The following is a 19905-nucleotide window of genomic DNA, read 5'->3' as shown; positions in this document are numbered from 1 at the left end:
GCCGCAATATCACCGCTAACAGAACCTGACGCCGCGTGCAGTCCTGGGGTATAATCCGCCGCCTTTTTTGCTGTCGGGTCCCTGGACCGAGGAAATCCCTTGATTGAGAAGCTTCGTAATATCGCCATTATCGCCCACGTTGACCACGGCAAGACCACTCTTGTGGATTGCCTGCTGAATCAATCCGGCACCCTTGATCGCCGCTCCGAAGGGTCGGAACGCATTATGGACTCCAATGACCAGGAGCGAGAGCGGGGTATTACCATCCTCGCCAAGAATACCGCGATCATGTGGGACGACTACCGCATCAACATTGTGGATACCCCCGGGCACGCGGACTTCGGTGGCGAGGTTGAGCGCGTGCTGTCGATGGTCGATTCGGTATTGCTGTTGGTCGACGCGGTGGACGGTCCCATGCCGCAAACCCGGTTTGTGACTTCCAAGGCCTTTGAGCAGGGGCTCAACCCTATTGTGGTGATTAACAAGGTCGATCGCCCCGGCGCCCGCCCTGACTGGGTGGTAGACCAGGTTTTTGATCTCTTTGATCGTCTGGGGGCGACCGAGGAGCAGCTGGATTTCCCGATTGTTTTCGCCTCCGCCATCAACGGTATTTCCGGCCTGGATCACGAAGACATGGCCGAAAACATGAAGCCCCTGATCGACACCATTATCAGCAAGGTGCCGGCGCCCGCGGTTAACCGCGACGGCCCGTTGCAGTTGCAGATCAGCGCACTCGACTACAACAGTTATGTGGGTGTGATCGGTGTTGGCCGTATTACCCGCGGCGTCCTCAAGCCCAACACCCAGGTGACCGTGATAGACGCCGCCGGCAAGAAGCGCAATGGTCGCGTATTGCAGGTAATGGGTTATCTCGGGCTGGAGCGGATTGATGTGCCCACGGCCGAGGCGGGCGATATCGTCTGTGTAACCGGTATCGAGGGGCTCAACATCTCCGATACCTTGTGCGACCCCGCCACGGTCGAGGCGCTGCCGCCACTGACCGTGGACGAGCCTACCGTGAGCATGACCTTCCAGGTTAACGATTCGCCCTTTGCCGGTCGCGAAGGCAAGTTCGTTACCTCGCGCAATATCAAGGAGCGCCTGGAGCGCGAGCTGATCCATAACGTGGCGCTGCGGGTTGAGCCCGGTGACAGCCCCGACAAGTTCAAGGTATCCGGTCGCGGTGAGCTGCACCTGTCGGTGCTGATTGAGTCAATGCGGCGCGAAGGCTTTGAGCTGGGTGTATCGCGGCCCGAAGTGATCCAGCGGGAAATTGACGGGGTGCTTCAGGAGCCCTACGAGCAATTGATGATCGATTGTGAGGACCGGCACCAGGGTGCGGTGATGGAAGAGCTTGGCCAGCGCCGTGCAGAGCTGGAAAACATGATTCCCGATGGCAAGGGCCGGGTGCGGCTGGAGTTTATTATCCCCGCGCGTGGCCTGATCGGTTTCCGTGGCCAGTTCCTTACCCTGACTTCGGGCAGCGGTATCCTGACTCACGTTTTTGACCACTACGGACCGGTCAAGTCGCAGGATGTGGCGCATCGCAGCAACGGTGTGCTGGTATCCATGGTCAAGGGTAAAACCCTGGCCTATTCCATCTTCAACCTGCAGGACCGCGGGCGCATGTTCATTGAGCCCAACGTCGAAGTCTACGAAGGGCAGATCATCGGCCTGCACAGTCGTGGCAACGACCTTACGGTAAACCCCATCAAGGGCAAACAGCTGACCAACGTGCGTGCCTCGGGTACCGACGAGGCACTGACCCTGACGCCACCAACGCGCCATTCCCTGGAGCAGGCACTGGAGTTTATTGAGGATGACGAGCTGGTTGAAGTCACCCCCGAGAGCATTCGCCTGCGTAAGAAAAAGCTGCTTGAACACGAGCGTCGTCGCGCCGGTCGCGGTTAACCCTCGCCGGTGAAAGCGCTGTTGCAGCGGGTTACCTCGGCCGGTGTTTCGGTTGAGGGCCGTTGCGTCGCCAGTATCGGGGCCGGGATGCTGGTGTTCCTGGGCCTTGATCGCGCTGATAACAGGGATGTTGCGACGCGCATGATGGACAAGATCCTGGCTTACCGGATGTTCTCCGACAATGCGGGCCGGATGAATGCCAGTATCACCGATGTTTGCGGTGGGATTTTGTTGGTATCCCAGTTCACCCTGTCGGCAGAGACGCGCAAGGGGCTGCGTCCCGGGTTTTCCAGCGCCATGCCACCGGCCGACGCACAGCCGCTGTATCACTGGATGCTGGAGTGCCTGCGCCAACGGCATGGGGATGTTGCCGCCGGACAATTTGGCGCCAATATGCAGGTGAGCCTGGTAAATGACGGGCCAGTGACATTTCTGCTTGAATTGAGTTAGCGGGAATTGGAAAGAGCGCCAGCCTGCTGTTGCGCGGGATAGCGCATGTGCACATGAAGGATGCCATCTTCCAGGTAAGGTTCACCTTCCCCGGCAAAGCCCAGGCTGCTGTAGAAATCGAGCAAGTAGGCCTGGGCGCCGATTACAATGTCCGCCTGCGGCCATTGTTGCCGATTGAAGTGGATGCCCCGTGCTACCAGCTCGCGGCCCAGGCCAGTGCCGCGAGCCTCGGCCGCGACCACAACGCGGCCCAAAGACGAGCACCCGGGATAGGAAATGGCCGGTGGCAGGCAGCGCTGGTAGGCCACTACTGCGCCGTTCTGCAGGCAGCGCATATGCCATGCGTGCTGGTCAAGCCCGTCCAGGTCGGGATAGGCACAATTCTGTTCGACCACGAAAATATCCTGGCGCAACCGCAAAAGGTCATACAGCTGGGCTGCATCCAGGGCGTCAAAGGGCGTGTTGAGCCAGTTGTATTCCACGGCTAGTGGTGGTGACCGCCAACCCCATGGGCATGGCCATGGGAGATTTCTTCCGGAGTGGCGGCCCGGACTTCTACAATGTCGATGTCGAACACCAGGGTCTGTCCTGCCAGCGGGTGATTGGTATCAATTTCCGCGCTGTGCCGGCCCACCCGCGTAACCGTAACCGGGTGGCGGCCTTCACTGGTGTTCAGCTGGACGGTCATCCCCGGTTTCAGCTTGCCCTGATAGACCAGGTGCTTGACCGGTACCTTCTGTACCTGGGCTTCCTTGCGTTGCCCATAGGCGTCTTCCGGTGCCAGGGTCACCTCGGTATGAGCGCCCGGCTCCAGTCCGCTCAGGGCCGCTTCCAGACCCGGGATGATATTGTTTGCTCCATGCAGGTAGGCGGTGGTATCCGCGTCCCTGGAGCTTTCAAGTTCCTCGCCCTGTTCGTTGCGCAGGGTATAGTGGAAATTGACGACCGTTTGCTGACTGATTTTCACGCTGGCATATCCGCTGTGGCAAAAGCGATATTTTAACACGGCGGGCGCCTCTGTGCTCCTGTCCGAAATGTACAATTAACGCCACTGCGATGATTCTCCCGTGGGTTAATAGTTGCTACCATTGGCGCTCGCCCGGAGTGGAGCGAAGCGCTCCATAATGACAGTACGTTGCATATGGCAGGGAACCGCCAGTGTTCCTCATACAATAAATCAAGAGCACAGTGATGCTGGCCAATACCGAAGTTCCACAAGATTTCACTCAACTCAACCGGCAGTTCAAAGAGCTGGCGTCTGCGCTTATCGACCGGGTCAGTGCAAACCCCATCAGACTGGAAATAGAAGCGGCTCCCCAGGGGAATTTCCGGGGTTTCGACCCGGGCAGGTTCTACCGCGTTGACAGCGGATCACTCACCGCACGTTATCGGGGGAAATCGGTTTATATTCTCGAAGAAGGTGATATGTTGCTGCCGGACATCGCCGGTACCGGCAACGCGGCAATGGCGGTTGTCTATGGCAGTGAAGCGGGTGCGAGCCTCGACGGATACCCAGCCCTCGACTTTATGCAGAAGGTGTTTGCCGATCCGGGTGCGACCAAGCTATGGAGCCGGTTACTGGTAACCTATGCAGGCCTGATGTTGCGCCTGAGTACCGTTCAGGCCAGCGGCGGGTCTCAGACAACCCCGGGCTTTGAAGAGTACCAGCCAGGCGAGATAATTATTCACCAGGGCGAGCGTGCCGATTATGTTTTCAACCTGTCAGCGGGTGTGGCGGAAGTACTGGTGGATGATGTTATTGTCAGCCGGATCGGTGAAGGCGAGATTTTCGGCGCCATGGCGGCTCTTACCCAGGCCGACCGCAGTGCCACGGTAAGAGCGCGTACGCCCTGCTCGGTGGTGAAGGTGCCCAAGGAACAATTTTCCGAGCTGATCAAGAGCCATCCTGCTCCCGTCCACAGGCTACTGGTTGATATGGCAAACTCCATAGTCAACCTGAATGAACAACTGGTGGGGCTGCGCAACGAGCCCTCTGTCGATTGATTGCAAGTGGCACCCCGCCCGCGGGATGACAACTCATCCCGCGGCGCTGGTGTGAAGCCGCTTAGCGCTACTGAATACAGGTTTTTCCTTAATGTCCGAACTACTGGAAATTGATAGCGACGGCATCGAACAGGTGTCGATGCGTCAATATACTGAAAAGGCGTACCTGGATTACTCCATGTATGTGATTCTCGACCGTGCGCTACCCAATATCGGCGACGGCTTGAAGCCGGTGCAGCGGCGCATAATTTACGCCATGAGTGAACTCGGTCTCAAGGCTACCGCAAAGTTCAAGAAATCGGCGCGTACGGTGGGCGATGTTATTGGTAAATTTCATCCCCACGGTGACAGCGCGGCATATGAAGCCATGGTGTTGATGGCGCAGAGCTTCAGTTATCGCTATCCCCTGGTGGATGGCCAGGGTAACTGGGGGTCCCCGGATGACCCCAAATCCTTTGCCGCGATGCGGTACACCGAATCACGGCTGACGGCTTATGCCGATGTGCTGTTGGGTGAGTTGGCGCAGGGCACGGTGGACTGGGTGCCAAATTTCGACGGTACCATGGAGGAGCCTTCGGTACTGCCCGCCCAGGTTCCGAATGTGCTGCTCAACGGCACCACCGGTATCGCGGTGGGTATGGCCACGGATATCCCTCCCCACAATCTCAGGGAGATTGTCACTGCCACGGTAAGGATGCTCGAGTTTCCTCGTTCTACAGTGGCTGAACTGTGTGAGCATGTGCAGGCGCCCGACTTTCCTACCGAGGCTGAAATAATTACTCCCCGGGCCGATATCCTGGCGCTTTACGAAACAGGCCGTGGTGGTTTGCGCATGCGTGCGGTGTGGGATGTGGAGGGCGGTGACATCATAATCCGGGCTCTGCCCTACCAGGTATCCGGTTCCCGCCTGCTGGAACAGATTGCCCAGCAGATGCAGGCCAAGAAGCTGCCGATGGTGGCCGACCTGCGCGATGAGTCTGACCACGAGAACCCCACCCGCCTGGTAATTGTGCCGCGCTCCAATCGGGTTGATCTCGATGCCGTGATGAGTCACCTTTTCGCCACTACTGACCTGGAGCGCAGCTACCGGGTTAACCTCAACATGATCGGGACCGATGGCCGGCCCGGGGTGAAGCCCCTTGATCGCATCCTCAAGGAGTGGCTGGCGTTCCGTACCGCGACCGTGCGCAGGCGGCTTGAATACCGCCTCGACCGGGTGCTCAGGCGATTGCATATCCTGGAAGGCTATCTGGTGGCCTACCTGAATCTGGATGAAGTTATCCATATCATTCGTACCGAGGACAAGCCCAAGGCTGCTTTGATAGAGCGCTTTGGCCTGAGCGACGTACAGGCCGAATCCATTCTCGAACTGAAGCTGCGCAACCTGGCCAAGCTTGAAGAAATGAAAATCCGCGGCGAGCAGGATGAGCTGCAGCAGGAACGAGATTACCTGCAGACCATGCTGGGCAGCGAGGCCCGCCTCAAGACCCTGATCAAGAAAGAATTGCTGGCGGTTGCGCAACAGTACGGCGATGACCGCCGGTCACCCCTTGCGCAGCGCGAAGAGGCCCGGGCTTTCAGTGAACTGGAGCTCATGAGTGCCGACCCGATCACGGTGGTGCTCTCCGAAAAGGGCTGGATCCGTGCCGCTAAAGGCCATGATCTCGATCCCGGGGGATTGAGTTACAAATCCGGTGACAGCTTCAAGCTGAGCGCGCGAGGCCGCAGCAACCAGCCCACCGTTATCCTGGACTCTACCGGTCGGGCTTATACCCTGCCCTCCCATAATTTGCCCTCCGCGCGCGGCCAGGGTGAGCCGGTTACCGGGCGCATCAATCCGCCCTCAGGTGCGACATTCGAGGGCCTGATGCTGGCGGATAGCGAACAGCGTTTCCTGCTCGCCAGCGACGCCGGCTATGGTTTTATAGCGGTGTTTGCCGACCTGCAATCCAAGAACCGGGCCGGTAAGGCGGCGCTGTCTTTGCCCAAAGGTGGTCATGTACTGCAGCCGGTACCGGTGCCCGCGGAAAACGAGGGCAACTGGGTGGCTGCGGTCTCCAATGAAGGCAGGCTGCTGGTCTTCCCCCTGCAGGACCTGCCGCAGCTGGCGCGTGGCAAGGGTAACAAGATAATTGGTATTCCCGGCGCCCGGGTACAGAGTCGCGAGGAGTTTGTGGTTGCGGTACAGGTGATTACCGAGGAACAATCCCTGGTGGTTCTCGCCGGCAAGCGCCACCTGAACCTGAAATTCTCCGAGCTTGAGCATTATCGCGGCGAGCGTGGCCGCCGGGGTAACAAGCTGCCGCGGGGCTTCCAGAAAGTTGACGGGATGCGCGTGGGCTAGGGGTGGCTAGTCTGTCTAGAGTCGGTCGGTCATGCGCCTGAGTATCAGGCGCAGCTGCCGTTCCAGCAAATCGTCCCAGGGCCCCAGGAACTCTTCGAGCACAGCGTAGTCTCCCAGTTCGCTGGGGCATTGCTCCAGGCGACTGCTGACATCAATATCTGCGCACACAGTGGGCGACAGCATGACCCGGGGTGGCTTGTTGCCACACAGGGCCTGCAGTTCATCAAGGGCCGGCTGGATATACAGCCCGGGGTAGATGTCAGCTTCATCACCTCGGCCCAGTTCGCTGTGGGTAATGGCCATGGCCACGGTCAGGGAAAGCGATATCTGTTTTTCCAGTTCCCTGCATACTGCCTGTATCAGCCATGCGCAGGATGCCGCGCGGAAGGCCGCGCTGCCACTGCTGGAAGTGTCGCTGAAAAATATCGCCAGCCCGAACTGGCGCACCACCTGCAGTTCGCCGCCATAGAATCCGGCTGCCATGTAGACTATCTGGTGCAGGCGATCGGTGTAGCGATGCAGTGATTCATCATCCAGTGTGTCTATATAATCCGCCAGGCTTATCAGGTGCAGGTAGAGCACTGCCGTATTCAGGTAATGCTCTTCCTTGGCGCCGGTGCCGCTACGCGCCCGCAGCAGGTTCATGGGCAGCGCGTCGATACGTTGCTCCAGTGCCTGCAATTCGTTGGCGGGCATGGGTTCGCCCCGGGTTTCATCGAGGGCTATTGCCCGGGCCTGTCGCCGCAGGCGGCTGGACAGAAGGCGCCTGCTTGCCTGGCTTGCTGCGCCATAGGCCGCGAGACTGAGAAGCCCGGCAAGACCGAGCAGGCTCAGCAGAAAGCGTTGACGAGCGGTTTCGGCAGTCTCGGTATTGATGCTGACAACCACTTCACCAGCAGTGTCGTTGGCAACCAGTACCGGCGCACGATATTGCGCCTGCTGGCCACTGCCGGCCTCCCCGGCCTGGCCGAGTGCCCGGCCCTCTATGTCGAAGAATACGACCTCTGTAGCGGAGGAGCTGTTGACGAAGCTGTGCAGCGAGGCGGCAATATTGAGGAGATCGCCGGTTTCGAGAGACGCGCTGATACGATGCGCAATCTGCCGCGCCAGGGCATTACCGAAGGCCGCTTGCTGGCCTTCCTGCATATGCCGGGCGGAGGTTACCGCCAGTGCGACCAGCGCCAGGCTGACAAGCAGGCAGCCGATGGCGGCAATCAGGGCCAGTTGGTGACTCAGGCTGGACTCGCTGAAACGGTTTTTCACGCAGACTCGGTTCCACTGGTTTAAAGCGCGGAGTATAAACCATGGCCGCTGCGCATGTTGCGCCGGTTTCACCACATAATGTCTAGGGGTAGAATACGGGGCTTCGTTACCGGTGGGGCACCGAATCCGCGTGAATGACATTGTACTGATCACTCTCTCCGGCGATGACCGCCCGGGAATTACCGCCGGTGTGAGCGGGATTCTCGCGCAATATGCCGTAAACGTGCTTGATATCGGGCAGGCTGTCATTCACGCCACCTTGTCTATGGGGCTTCTGCTGGAGATTCCGGGTAACGTACCCCGACCCGAACTGGCAGAGGCATTGCAGGCCTTTGCCGGTAGCCATGCGTTGCAGTGGCGCTGGCAGGACATCAGCCAGGAAAGCTATGGCGACTGGGTTTCAGCCCAGGGTCGGGCGCGGTACATCACCACCCTGCTCGCGCGCAAGATCACCGCTGACCAGGTGGCCCGGGTGAGTACGGTGTTTTCCAGGCACGGCCTTGGTATTGATGGAATTAGTCGCCTCTCCGGTCGCATCCCGCTTGGCGAATTGCCGCCACTGAGCAAAGCCTGTGTTGAATTCTCCCTGCGTGGCCCGCTTCCGGATCTGGCGGCATTTCGCAAAGAGCTACTGGAAGTGGCCAGCGAGCTGGAGGTAGACCTGGCTTTCCAGGAAGACAACATGTATCGCCGCAACCGCCGCCTGGTGGCGTTTGATATGGATTCAACCCTGATCGAGGCGGAGGTGATTGATGAGCTGGCCAGGCTTGCCGGGGTCGGTGAACGGGTTAGCGCCATTACCGAGCGGGCGATGCGTGGCGAACTGGATTTCGCCGCGAGTTTTCGCGAGCGGGTAGCCCTGCTCAAGGGCCTGCCGGAAACCGCGCTGGAGGAAGTGGCGGCGAAGCTGCGTATTACCGAGGGTGCCCGGCATTTGATCGCGACCCTGCGCTTGCTGGGCTATAAAACCGCGATCCTCTCCGGTGGCTTTACCTATTTTGCCGAGCGGCTGCAACAGCAGCTGGGCATTGATTATGTCCATGCCAACGAGCTGGAGATTGCCGACGGTGTGGTCACCGGCGAGGTCAACGGGGTTATTGTCGACGGGGAGCGCAAAGCGGCGCTATTGCGACAGCTCGCCACCCTTGAAGGGATTGACCTGCAACAGGTTATTGCCGTGGGGGATGGGGCCAACGACCTGCCAATGCTGAGTATCGCCGGCCTGGGTATTGCCTTTCGTGCCAAGCCGCTGGTGCAGCAGTCCGCGGAGCAGTCCATCTCCACTCTGGGGCTGGACGCCATTCTTTATTTGCTGGGCATCTCTGATCGTTACCAACCGCCCCCCTCAGATCTTGCTCCAGATCGATTCGAACGCGTCTGAGGACGGGTTATAGTCCTGCGCCGGATCGCCTTTCTGCTCTTCCGGGATATCGCGAAATTCAAACTGACTGAAGGTCGAGGTGGTCGCCACCTGTTGTTGCAGCTGAATATCGTGCCGGAGGCCATTGCGCAGCAAGGTGATTTTCAGTCTTTCGTGGAAGCCGGTGCGCGGGGTGACCAGGGTTCGGGGCTGCGCAACCAGAGCGATCTCCGGCAGCATCAGTACGCGGATGGCCTCTGAGGGAGCACCTTGGTGGTGTCTTATTTTAGCGCCATAAGCCGTTGCCCTGGGGCTGAGCAGCTCAATGCCCACCATGGTGTCCCGCTCCTCAAGCTGGGTCGTCCAGCGAATGGCGGCAATGGCCCATTCGCTATTATCGTGTTCACGTACACAAAGAACATCGCCACTACGGGCGTCGCCGGGCAGCCCCGTCGCCCACCGCAAACAGTACCCCCCGGGGCCCACATTCACAGCCTGAACCGGAAAGAGCGGAAACCGCTCGGCGGATGAGGCCGGGTCATCCGGGGATTCACCCAGCAGGACTTTTCGTGTTTCGGCATCCGGCTCTATCGATTGCGAATCACGACCGGTACTTGCATCGGGCCGGTTTTCACTGCGATGGATGCCGTCGGGATCATTGCGTTCCCACTGGTCCGTAATCCTGTGCTCCATAAATGGATTGCCCGACTTGCGCTCGCTCGCATCGGGCTGGTAGTTAGCACCGCGAAGCACCTGGTCGAAATTTCGTTTACCCGCACAGTGAAAATGCGCGCTACTGAGTCCCAGGGCAACCTGGAGTTGCTGCTGGAAAGGGCTGCGATTGAAATTACGCATGCTGATGGAGGACAGTGCGTCAGTCATATGCTGGATTACGTGGGGGTACAGTCGGGTGTCGTTATCAAAAACAACACCTTGCTGGGTGGTATGGTCGCTTTCTTCCTGTAATTGTCTCAGGCGTGCCACTACCGGGCCGGTGGCGATAATCCGCAACTGCGGGGCTTCGCTATTGAGCATTGCGCCGGCATAGGCGGGGGGCCGGTCACTACTCAGGTCAACGCTGAACAGACCCTCACCTGCCGCGCTTATGCTGGCCAGGCCACTCCACTCCTCCAGGCAGCGAAATACGGCGGCCAGGTCGCTCTGGCGCAATTGGCTGGGTTTGCAGCAGGCCAGCAGCAAAGACTTCAGGTAGGTTGCACTGACGGTGGTTTCCGCACCCTTGACGCCGCTAACCTGCGCCCGGGTAAGCTGCTGCCGCTCGGCAAACGCATATAACTGGTGCAGTGTTTGCCAGACTCCGGGTTCCAGCGTCTGGTACAGTTGATAACGCTGGAAGATCCTGCAGCCGGTAAAGCAGAGCGCCCGCTGCAACGCCTCGCAAACCAGTCGTGCCGGGTTGATGTTCTGGATGGATTCGCGATCCCGGGTTGCATGCACTGCTACGAGGGTATATGCGGTACCCGCGGCACTGAACAGTTGCTCCGCAAGGTCGGCGATGTGTTGGGGCTCTGCCGGTAATACCAGCGGCTGGTTGATGAAGCGCCGGGGCAAGCTCGACATGGCCACCTGCAGGCTTGGTCGCATGGCCTCAATAAGGCCAAAGCGACGTTCAGCAGGCACGACCACCTGGTTCAGTTCCTCTATTGCGTCGAGTAACTGCTGCACAAGCCGAGGAGTGTTGGTGACCGGCAAGTCCCCGGCCCAGGCGCTGGCGGCGTCCGCAGTGAGGGGGAACAGGCTGAATTCGGTACGTTCCTGGCGGGGGATGCTGAGCCTTATCGGGGTATTATCGCTCATGAACCTGTGCGGTCACCTGTGGATTGTTTTATGGTCGTGCGGGTTTCAAGAGTAGCTTATCTTGCTTGCCGATCGCCACTGGAATATCGCCCAAAGCGACATCGTGCTGTATCATGCTGGCCTTTACAGCGATAGATGAACTGGATCCCCATGGCAAACTTTTCTACTAATGAATTCCGCTCTGGCCTCAAGGTCATGCTGGACGGCGACCCCTGCAGCATTCTCGAGAACGAGTTCGTCAAACCGGGCAAGGGTCAGGCGTTTAACCGGGTGCGGATGCGTAACCTGAGAACCGGTCGGGTCTGGGAGCGCACTTTCAAGTCGGGCGAAACCCTCGAAGGCGCTGATGTCATCGATCTCACGATGCAATATCTCTATACCGATGGCGAGTTCTGGTATTTCATGGAGCCGGACACATTCGAGCAGCACCAGGCTGACGCCAAGGCGGTAGGCGATGCCTATTTGTGGCTGAAAGAGCAGGACAACTGCGAGGTAACGCTCTACAACGGCTCTCCCCTGTCAGTGGCTCCGGCCAATTTTGTCGAGCTGGAGATTGTCGAAACCGACCCGGGCCTCAAGGGTGATACCGCCCAGGGTGGCAGCAAGCCCGCCAAACTCAGTACCGGCGCCGTGGTCAAGGTGCCTTTGTTCATCACTACCGGGGAAGTGATCCGGGTTGATACCCGTACCGGTGAATACCAGAACCGCGCCAGCAAGTCCTGAGCCCGCGGCAACGCGCGGCCCGGTTTTGAGAGACTGGCAACCTGCCGCATCCACGGCATTATTGCGCCAGCGAGCTGGCCTGCTGGCCCTGATCCGCGAGTTTTTTGCCGAGCGCGGCGTGCTCGAAGTTGAAACCCCGCTGTTGTGTCGCAGCGGTATTACCGACCCGGCTATTGAGCCATTGCAGGTGTGTAGCGGCCGCTCGATAGGCGCGGACGGGCGCTATCTGCAGACCTCTCCCGAATACGCAATGAAGCGGCTGTTGGCGGCGGGTAGTGGCTCGATTTACCAGGTCTGCAAAGCCTTTCGCGACGGCGAGGCGGGGGCTCGGCACAATCCTGAATTTACCCTGCTCGAATGGTACCGGCCCGGCCTGGACCACCATCAGCTGATGGTGGAAGTTGCCGATCTTGTCTGTCATTGTCTCGGTCCGCGTCCCTGGCAGGCTCTCAGCTACCGCGATTTGTTTCTCGAAAGTCTGGATATCGATCCTTTCTCTGCATCCGTGGATACCCTTTGCGGTATTGCGCGCGGGCATTTTGACGTCGGTAACCTCGAAGGTGACCGCGATCTCTGGCTGGACCTTCTGTTGACCCACGCGGTGGAACCCTGGCTGGCCGGTCGCGGCATTTGTTTTGTCTACGATTACCCCGCAAGCCAGGCGGCACTGGCGCGGATTGTAGAGCGCGATGGTTATTGGGTTGCCGAACGCTTCGAGTTGTATGTCGATGGCCTTGAGCTGGCCAATGGCTACCATGAGCTGGGCGACGAACGGGAGCAGCGGGCCCGGTTTGAAGCCGATAACCGTCTCCGGCGGCAGCGGGGACTGGCCACGAGGCCTCTGGATGAGCAGCTGCTGGCGGCTTTGGCGGCAGGCCTGCCGGCCTGCAGTGGTGTCGCCCTGGGTATGGACAGGTTGTTGTTGTGCGCCAGTGGCGAATCAGATATTCGCCGGGTTCTGGCCTTCCCCTGGGAACGCAGCTGATATCTCGCTTAGAACCGCCGGCCCATAACCGGCAATGAATTCCGCCGGCATGCGTCGCGCGCGGCCACTGCTGATTTCGATGCAGACGAAGCGCATGACGCCCCGCAGCAGAGTGACTCCGTCGGTTGCCCGTATAATCTGGAAATGTCGGTGCATGGTCAGCTTGCGATCCCAGTCTACAATCCACGTGGCCACCTGCAGTTCCTCGCCCGCGCGCGAAGCCTGCAGATAGTCATATTCGCTGCGCACAATGGCCATCGCCCGGTCCAGTTGCCGATAGTTGTCCAGATCCAGTCCCAGCGCCACGGAATGGGCCCACGCAGCCTGTTCGCACCACTTCACGTAGACGGTGTTGTTGGTATGTTTCAGGCCATCGATGTCATCCGCCGCTACCACCGCCTGCAGGATAAACGGCTCCGGGTAGTCCCACAGTTCCGGGATCACTGTCACCGGAGTACCGCAGAATTTTCGGCAGAGGTCTCCAGCGGTTTCTGACCAATATGCATGAAGGCAAACAACACTGCCAGCAGGGGGCAGATCAGGTTGAAGAAGGCAAAAGGTGCATAGGCAAAGGTTGCAATCCCCAGGGTGGCGGACATGTAGGCCCCGCAGGTGTTCCAGGGAATAAGGGCCGAAGTCAGTGTTGCGGAATCCTCAAGGGTGCGCGACAGGTTAAGCCGCGACAGGCCCCTGCGTGCGTATTCGTCCTTGAACATGCGCCCGGGAAGGGCCACGGAGATGAACTGGTCTGCGGCCAGCACATTGGTCGAGATGCAGGTGACCACGGTGGCACTGACCAGCCCGGCGGCGCTATGTACCCTGCGCAGGATTATCTTCAACAGGTGAGCCAGGATACCGGTACGCTCCAGAACACCGCCAAACGCCAGTGCACAGATAACCAGCCAGACGGTATTCAGCATGCTGCTCATGCCGCCCTTGCTCAGCAGATCATCCAGAAATACATTACCACTATTTGCCGTATAGCCGTCGAACAGGCTGATCCATATGCCCTTGAGCAGGACCATGGGCTGGATCACTCCCGCGCTGGCCCCGGCCAGCTGGCGTACGGCGTCTGGCTGGAACAGTAAAGCGAAGAGTCCCCCAAGCAGCGCGCTGACGATAATCGAAGGAAAAGCGGGAAAACGGCGGTAGATCAGGCCCAACATGATCAGCAGTGGCAAGAGCAGATGCGGGCCAATATTGAACTCGCTGGTAAGACTGAGCTGCAGTGCGGCTATTTCCTCCGGCGTGGCGGCCTCGCCACCGCCGATGAGGGCAAACAGGGCCAGAGCCAGGGTAAAGCCAGGTACTGTCGTCCACAGCATATGCCTGATATGGTCAAACAAGTCGACTCCCGACGCTGCGGCTGCCAGGTTGGTCGTATCTGACAGGGGGGACAGCTTGTCGCCAAAGTAGGCCCCGGAAATGATCGCGCCGGCGGTAATGCCGGGAGACAGGCCGAAGCTACCGGCGATGCCCATCAGGCCAATACCCAGGGTGCCGGCAACGGCCCATGAACTGCCAATACTGACCGCGACGATGGCACAGATAACCGCGCTGGCGGCATAAAAAATGCCGGGATTGAGGATTTGCACGCCGTAGTAAATCATTGCCGGTACCGTGCCGGAAAGGATCCAGGTGCCGATCAGCATGCCGACGGCGAGCATGATGAGAGTGGCGCCCAGGCCGACGCTGACGCCGTTGATCATGCCTTCCTGCAGAGTGTCCCAGGACATTCCTATACGCTTGCCAACCAGTGCGGTAGCGCAGGATGCAAGGATCAGTGCAACCTGGTTGGCGCCATAGGATGAATCCGCACCGAATAAATAGACCGACGCCCCCAGCAGCAAAGTGAGGAATATGACCGGTGTAACGGCCAGCGCCGTCGAAAGTGGGGATGATGACGGCTGCGCTGCGCTCAAAATGAGTTTCCATGTCGGTGCGGCAAGCCGCAGTAGCGTTGGTGTCGTTTGCAGTGGCAAGAATGCCTTAAAATGCCGGTCGGGTACAGCCTGGCTCTGACACCGGTAAGTGGATGACGTACACTCACGGCCTCGGGCAAGCCATGTGGGAGGATTCCTGTAAAGCGGTTCGCAAAGTGATTCCGGTGGACTGTTTGCGCGGTGATAACACGCTTCTCTTGAGCATATTTCATGAAAGATGATCGCAAGGCACTGATGCTGGGGTTGGCTGCCGTTCTGCTGTGGTCCACCGCAGCGACGGCGTTCAAGCTGGCGCTGCGGGAGATGGACGTATTCCAGTTGGTCGCCTGGTCAGTGAGTGCTTCGGCTTTCGCTTTACTGTTGATCGTGGGTTGGCAGGGCAAGCTGCATCTGCTGTTTGCGTCCCTGCGTGCACAACCGCTGTATTTCCTGGCGATGGCGGCCATCAATCCCTTGCTCTACTATCTGGTTCTGCTGCATGCCTATGATTTGTTGCCCGCCCAGCAGGCGCAGACCATCAATTACACCTGGGCCATTACTTTGGCCCTGTTGGCGGTGCCGTTACTGGGTCAGAGCCTGGGGCGCCGGGACCTGCTGGCCGCGGCGCTCGGTTACACCGGCGTGGTGATCATTGCCACGGAAGGACAACCGTTGGCCATGGCCTTCACCAGCCTGCCCGGTGTTGCCCTGGCCCTCGGAAGCACCCTGATCTGGGCCCTGTACTGGATCCTGAACACCCGTAACCAGCGCGATCCGCTGGCCAGTTTGTGCCTCAACTTTATTCTTGCAACGCCGGCGGCATGGCTGCTGTGCGCGCTTTTTTCAGCAGTGGAAATCGCCAGTTGGCAGGGACTCTCGGCGGCACTTTATGTGGGTCTTTTTGAAATGGGTATTACCTTTGCCCTCTGGTCCAGTGCCCTCCGCCTGGCAAGCTCGGTGGCCAGGGTGGGCAACCTGATTTTTCTGTCACCCCTGTTTTCACTGGTGTTTATCAGCACTATTCTGGGTGAAGCCATACATCCGGCAACCCTTGTGGGACTGGCGTTGATCATTCCCGGCGTGCTGCTGCAGCAGGCCGGGTCACCGCCGCGCTCGGCGCCAGACGCCGTATCCTGACCGATGGCCGGGCACCCCTCAACTCCGGTACCTGCCGTCTTGGTACCCTTGTATTATCGCGACAACTTTGATGCTCTCTGCCGCGCGGTGGTGGCCCGCTATGGCGATCTGCTGAACCGCGCGGAACACAGCCTGCTGGAGCGTTGGCAGGGCTTGCAAATGCCCGCCCAGTGTCTGTATGTGCGGCTGGTATCGCGGGTGGGCCCCTGGTTTCGCGAGCGCAAACTGGTGTACCCGGAAATCAGTGACATTCCCGCCGCCCTGGCCGAACTGGAAATGGCCGGTCTGGTGCAGCGACCCCAGGGGCTGGATGTTGCAGCATTGGCCCCGCTATTTACAGTGGCCGAGTGGCGCAGCGCTTTTACCGGTGTGCTTGAGGGTGGTTTCAGTAACAAGGGTGCCTGGCTTGCGGCGGCAACTGCGCTGGACTGGTCCGGTGAGGAGTATTTGCACTGCTTGCTGGCGGCCACTGACGATAGCCTGGTTGCGCCGTTGGGCGTGGAAGTGGTGTCGCTGCTGCAGTTGTTATTCTTTGGCAATCGCCGCCAGGGGATGACTGACTTTGTGCTCAGTGATCTGGGTATCGCCTGTTATTACCCTTATTCGCTGGACCGGGAGCAGCGCCTGTTCAGCTGTCGGGAGGCCGTTACCGAGTATCAACTATGGGGTGAGCTGGCGGATCATTACTGGTTCCTGCGCGACGCCGGCGATCAGGAAGGTCTGGAGGCGCTCGCGCAACAGCTGCTGGCTGCTTCGCCCCGGTTTGAGACCAGTGTCCATCGGCACTGGAAGCTGTGTAACCGTTTGGGCCGCGACCTGGAGCGTGTCGGTGCACTGGCGTTGGCTGCGTCCCTCTACAGCCGCAGCCAACTGCACCCGGCGCGGGAGCGGCGCGCCCGCGTGCTGGAGACAGGCGGCGACTGGAAAGTTGCACATGCCCAGTGCCTGGATATTCTCGAGCAGCCCTGGTGTGAGGAGGAACAGGAAGCGGCACTGCGTATCCTGCCGAGGCTATGCCGACGTCTCGCCCAACCGGCGCCGGCCTCCCGGCGCGACCACTTTGAACTGTTGGACCTGCAGCTGCCCCGCTCTGGAAATAGTGTGGAACTGGCCGTGGCACAGCATCTGGCAGGCACCTGGGCCGAAGTTCACTATGTCGAGAATACGCTGCTCAACAGCTTGTTCGGACTGGCTTTCTGGGAGCAGATTTTTGCCGCCGTCCCCGGGGCCTTTCACAATGCCTTCCAGAGTGTGCCCGCGGACATGTATCAGCAGGGTTTTTATCATCGCCGGAGCCACCTGCTGACGGCGCGACTTGAGCTATTGGCTCGCACCGATCTCGCCGGGGAGCTGGTGTCGGCCTACCGGCGCTACCAGGGCTACCAGTGCCGGTGGGTGAACTGGCACCTGTTGAGTGAAACTCTTCTGGCACAGGCATTGGCGTGCCTGCCGCGGTCGCACCTGCTGGCGATATGGGAACGAATGCTGTTTGATCCCGGTGAAAACCGGCGCGGTTTCCCGGATCTACTGGCCCTGGGCAGTAAGCCGGGCGACTATTGCCTGATTGAGGTGAAAGGTCCCGGGGACCAGTTGCAGCACAGCCAGCGCCGCTGGCTGCGGTTTTTTGCCGCGCAGGGAATTCCCGCGCAGGTCGCCCGGGTGAGCTGGTGTGATGACTGAATTTACCATCACAGTGCGCGACCTGGCCTTGTTTTGCCACCGGCAGGGTGATATTGATCACCGTTTCACGCCCTCGCCTACTGCGATGCAGGGTATCGAGGGTCACCAACGCGTGTACCGGGATCGGCCTGCATCCTATCAGCGCGAATTTTCCGTGAGTTACAGTGCCCCGGTCGCCGGCCTGGGGTTGCGCGTGCGCGGGCGCGCAGACGGCTATGACCAGACCCGGGCCCTGGTGGAGGAGATCAAGACCTGCCGGGTCGATCCCGCGCGAATTCCGGAGCCGGTTACGCGCCTGCACCTCGCCCAGGGACGGCTGTACGCGGCAATGATTGCCGAACAGGAGGACCTGCAGGCGCTGACCGTACAACTGACCTGGCTGGAGCTGGATAAAGACCGCGAGCACAGCCTGCAACAGGACTATAGCCGGGCTGAACTGCGGGCATTTCTGGAGGATTCCCTGCATCGTTACGGCACCTGGCTGGCTCTGGTGCAGGCGCATCGCGCACGTCGTGACCTGAGCCTGCGAGACCTGCCTTTTCCGCACCGGGGTTTTCGCCCGGGCCAGCGAGAGTTGTCGGAGCGGGTATACAAGTGCGTGCACCAGGCGGGCCGGCTGTTGCTGGAGGCGCCAACCGGCATCGGTAAAACAGTGGCGGTGTTGTATCCGGCACTGAAGGCACTGGCAACCGGAAGGCACGAACGCATTGTCTTCACCACCGGTAAAATCAGTGGCCGACGCACGGCCGAGCACACCTTCGACCAGTTAATGCGGGCGGGTTATGCCGGCAACGCCCTCAGCCTGACTGCAAAGGAGCAGGTATGCCTGTCTCCCGGTCGCGCCTGTCATGGTGAGGACTGTCCCTATGCGCGGGGCTATTACGATCGGTTGCCGGCAGCGCGGGCTGCGGCGCTGGACACGCAACAGCTGGATCGACCGGCGCTGGAGAGCCTGGCCCGGCGCTTTGAGGTCTGCCCCTACCAGCTGAGCCTGGACCTCGCACCCTGGGTAGATATGATTATCGCGGATGTGCACCACGTGTTCAGCCTGACTGCCAATCTTGCCGAACGGCTGGCGGCCAGTGCCGAGCGCTGGACCGTGCTGCTGGACGAGGCGCATACCCTGCCGGAACGTGCCCGGCAGATGTACGGCGCGGAACTGGCCCGGTCAACCCTGGTTCTGGCCCGGAAAGAGGCACCGGCCGTAGTGAAAAAGCTCCTGGACCGCTGTAACCGGCAGTTCCTCGCACTTGAAAAAGCTCGGCTGCCAGGTGCGCAGAATGAATGGCACGAGAGTATCCCCGATAAGCTGCACAAGGTGCTACAGGCATGCTTCGAGAAATTGGGGGAGCAGCTGGCGCTGGATCCGCTGTTGCTGCAACAGCGCCCGGCGTTACGGGACTGGCACTTTGCGGTATTGCAGTTTCTGCGGGTAGTGGAACTCTGGGGTGACGAATTCCGCCTGGAGGTAGTTGCAGACACCGGGGGCCAGGGCCCACGACTGCTATTGCACTGTCTGGACCCCGGCCGCCTGCTGGCCTTGAGGCACGAGCCCGTGCATGCCCTTGTGGCTTTTTCCGCAACGCTGACACCGCAGCGCTGGACTCTTGACAGCCTTGGGCTTGACCAGGAAGCAGTGGCCTACCGCGCGCGCTCGTCCTTTGCCCGGGAACAGCTGCAAGTCCAGTTGGCCACCCACATTGATACTCGCTACCAGCAGCGCCAGCATAGCCTGCCGGCGCTGGCTGCCCTGTTGCGGCAGTGGCTGGACATGGTCCCCGGCAACTGCCTGTTGTATTTTTCCTCTTACAGTTACCTGCAATCCTGCCTGGTGGAGCTGGAGGCTCAGGGCTGGCCCGAAGGGCGCCTGCGCTGGGTACAGGCCCCCGGGCAGGATGCGGATGCCCGGGGCAGCCTGTTGCGACAATTGGGCGAGCGGCGGGATGTGGCGGCATTCTGTGTACTTGGCGGAGCCTTTGGCGAGGGTATTGACCTGCCCGGCGATGACCTCAGCAGTGTCGTGGTGGTCGGGGTGGGGCTACCGCAGGTGAATGCGGCCAATGAGCAGCTGCGCAATCACTACCAGAAACATTATGGCAGTGGCTTTGCGCACGCTTACCAATACCCCGGTATGCAGAAAGTCAGCCAGGCCCTGGGTCGCGTGGTGCGCCTGGAAACCGACTATGGCCGGGCGCTGCTGGTGGACGGCCGCTACAGTGACCCGGCGTACCGGGCGCTGCTGCCGCCGTGGTGGACCTATCGTATGGGTCCGCTGCAAGAGGGTCCGGTGTAGCCCTGGCGCCAGCTT

General features: G+C 60.0%; 16 protein-coding genes. 10 read left to right on the top strand and 6 right to left on the bottom strand.

Going from position 1 to position 19905, the window contains the following annotated elements; all coding sequences use genetic code 11:
* The first annotated feature begins 99 nt into the window (after positions 1-99).
* Positions 100-1911, top strand: a complete 1812-nt coding sequence (typA, locus tag CWI75_RS02735; protein WP_101519909.1) for a translational GTPase TypA — start codon at positions 100-102, stop codon at positions 1909-1911.
* Positions 1912-1920: 9 nt separating this feature from the next.
* A complete protein-coding gene (gene dtd, locus CWI75_RS02730) occupies positions 1921-2361 on the top strand; it encodes a D-aminoacyl-tRNA deacylase (RefSeq protein ID WP_101519908.1) in 441 nt (146 codons plus the stop codon).
* Here the strand turns inward: dtd and CWI75_RS02725 are convergent.
* Together CWI75_RS02725 and CWI75_RS02720 are read right to left on the bottom strand one after the other, a co-directional pair.
* Positions 2358-2843: a GNAT family N-acetyltransferase gene (locus CWI75_RS02725; RefSeq protein WP_101519907.1), complete on the bottom strand. Its 486-nt coding sequence runs from the start codon at positions 2841-2843 to the stop codon at positions 2358-2360. The genes dtd and CWI75_RS02725 overlap by 4 nt on opposite strands.
* 2 nt (positions 2844-2845) lie before the next feature.
* Entirely contained in the window at positions 2846-3328 is a 483-nt protein-coding gene (locus tag CWI75_RS02720) for an FKBP-type peptidyl-prolyl cis-trans isomerase (protein ID WP_101520107.1), read from the bottom strand.
* Between the two features lie 224 nt (positions 3329-3552).
* Between CWI75_RS02720 and CWI75_RS02715 the strand changes: the two genes are divergently transcribed.
* Both CWI75_RS02715 and parC read left to right on the top strand, forming a co-directional pair.
* Complete coding sequence (locus CWI75_RS02715) at positions 3553-4365, top strand: Crp/Fnr family transcriptional regulator (protein WP_101519906.1); 813 nt, start codon at positions 3553-3555, stop codon at positions 4363-4365.
* Positions 4366-4456: 91 nt separating this feature from the next.
* Positions 4457-6709 (top strand): DNA topoisomerase IV subunit A, encoded by a 2253-nt coding sequence (parC, locus tag CWI75_RS02710; RefSeq protein WP_101519905.1) that lies wholly within the window; start codon positions 4457-4459, stop codon positions 6707-6709.
* 15 nt (positions 6710-6724) lie between these two features.
* Here parC and CWI75_RS02705 read toward each other — a convergent pair whose 3' ends face one another.
* Positions 6725-7972: a hypothetical protein gene (locus tag CWI75_RS02705; RefSeq protein WP_101519904.1), complete on the bottom strand. Its 1248-nt coding sequence runs from the start codon at positions 7970-7972 to the stop codon at positions 6725-6727.
* A gap of 130 nt (positions 7973-8102) precedes the next feature.
* On the opposite strand from CWI75_RS02705, the gene serB reads away from it, so the two are divergent.
* Positions 8103-9353: a phosphoserine phosphatase SerB gene (gene serB / locus CWI75_RS02700; RefSeq protein ID WP_101519903.1), complete on the top strand. Its 1251-nt coding sequence runs from the start codon at positions 8103-8105 to the stop codon at positions 9351-9353.
* On the opposite strand, the gene CWI75_RS02695 is transcribed toward serB, so the two are convergent.
* Positions 9318-11150, bottom strand: a complete 1833-nt coding sequence (locus CWI75_RS02695) for a hypothetical protein (RefSeq protein WP_101519902.1) — start codon at positions 11148-11150, stop codon at positions 9318-9320. The two genes, serB and CWI75_RS02695, sit on opposite strands and share 36 nt — an antisense overlap.
* 150 nt (positions 11151-11300) lie before the next feature.
* Between CWI75_RS02695 and efp the strand changes: the two genes are divergently transcribed.
* Positions 11301-11873, top strand: coding sequence for an elongation factor P (gene efp / locus CWI75_RS02690; RefSeq protein ID WP_101519901.1), 573 nt, complete (start codon positions 11301-11303; stop codon positions 11871-11873).
* Positions 11874-11898: 25 nt separating this feature from the next.
* Positions 11899-12858, top strand: coding sequence for an EF-P lysine aminoacylase EpmA (epmA, locus tag CWI75_RS02685; RefSeq protein ID WP_101519900.1), 960 nt, complete (start codon positions 11899-11901; stop codon positions 12856-12858).
* On the opposite strand, the gene CWI75_RS02680 is transcribed toward epmA, so the two are convergent.
* The gene (locus tag CWI75_RS02680) at positions 12814-13308 is read right to left on the bottom strand and encodes an acyl-CoA thioesterase (protein WP_338152684.1); all 495 of its coding nucleotides are present in this window, start codon (positions 13306-13308) and stop codon (positions 12814-12816) included. The two genes, epmA and CWI75_RS02680, sit on opposite strands and share 45 nt — an antisense overlap.
* Positions 13305-14780, bottom strand: coding sequence for a Na+/H+ antiporter NhaC (gene nhaC / locus CWI75_RS02675; RefSeq protein ID WP_101519899.1), 1476 nt, complete (start codon positions 14778-14780; stop codon positions 13305-13307). The genes CWI75_RS02680 and nhaC overlap by 4 nt, the downstream gene beginning before the upstream one ends.
* A gap of 231 nt (positions 14781-15011) precedes the next feature.
* Between nhaC and CWI75_RS02670 the strand changes: the two genes are divergently transcribed.
* Genes CWI75_RS02670 through CWI75_RS02660 form a run of 3 tightly spaced genes read left to right on the top strand, consistent with a single transcriptional unit; the run spans position 15012 to position 19890 of the window.
* Positions 15012-15917, top strand: a complete 906-nt coding sequence (locus CWI75_RS02670; protein ID WP_101519898.1) for a DMT family transporter — start codon at positions 15012-15014, stop codon at positions 15915-15917.
* A gap of 39 nt (positions 15918-15956) precedes the next feature.
* The gene (locus tag CWI75_RS02665; RefSeq protein ID WP_162299971.1) at positions 15957-17597 is read left to right on the top strand and encodes a VRR-NUC domain-containing protein; all 1641 of its coding nucleotides are present in this window, start codon (positions 15957-15959) and stop codon (positions 17595-17597) included.
* A complete protein-coding gene (locus CWI75_RS02660) occupies positions 17590-19890 on the top strand; it encodes an ATP-dependent DNA helicase (protein WP_101519896.1) in 2301 nt (766 codons plus the stop codon). The genes CWI75_RS02665 and CWI75_RS02660 overlap by 8 nt, the downstream gene beginning before the upstream one ends.
* Positions 19891-19905 lie beyond the last annotated feature (15 nt).

The sequence above is a fragment of the Kineobactrum sediminis genome (assembly GCF_002868715.1).
Taxonomy (GTDB): Bacteria; Pseudomonadota; Gammaproteobacteria; order Pseudomonadales; family Halieaceae; genus Kineobactrum; species Kineobactrum sediminis.
Note: the sequence above shows the minus strand (reverse complement) of the source record. Positions and strands in the feature narration are given on the sequence as shown.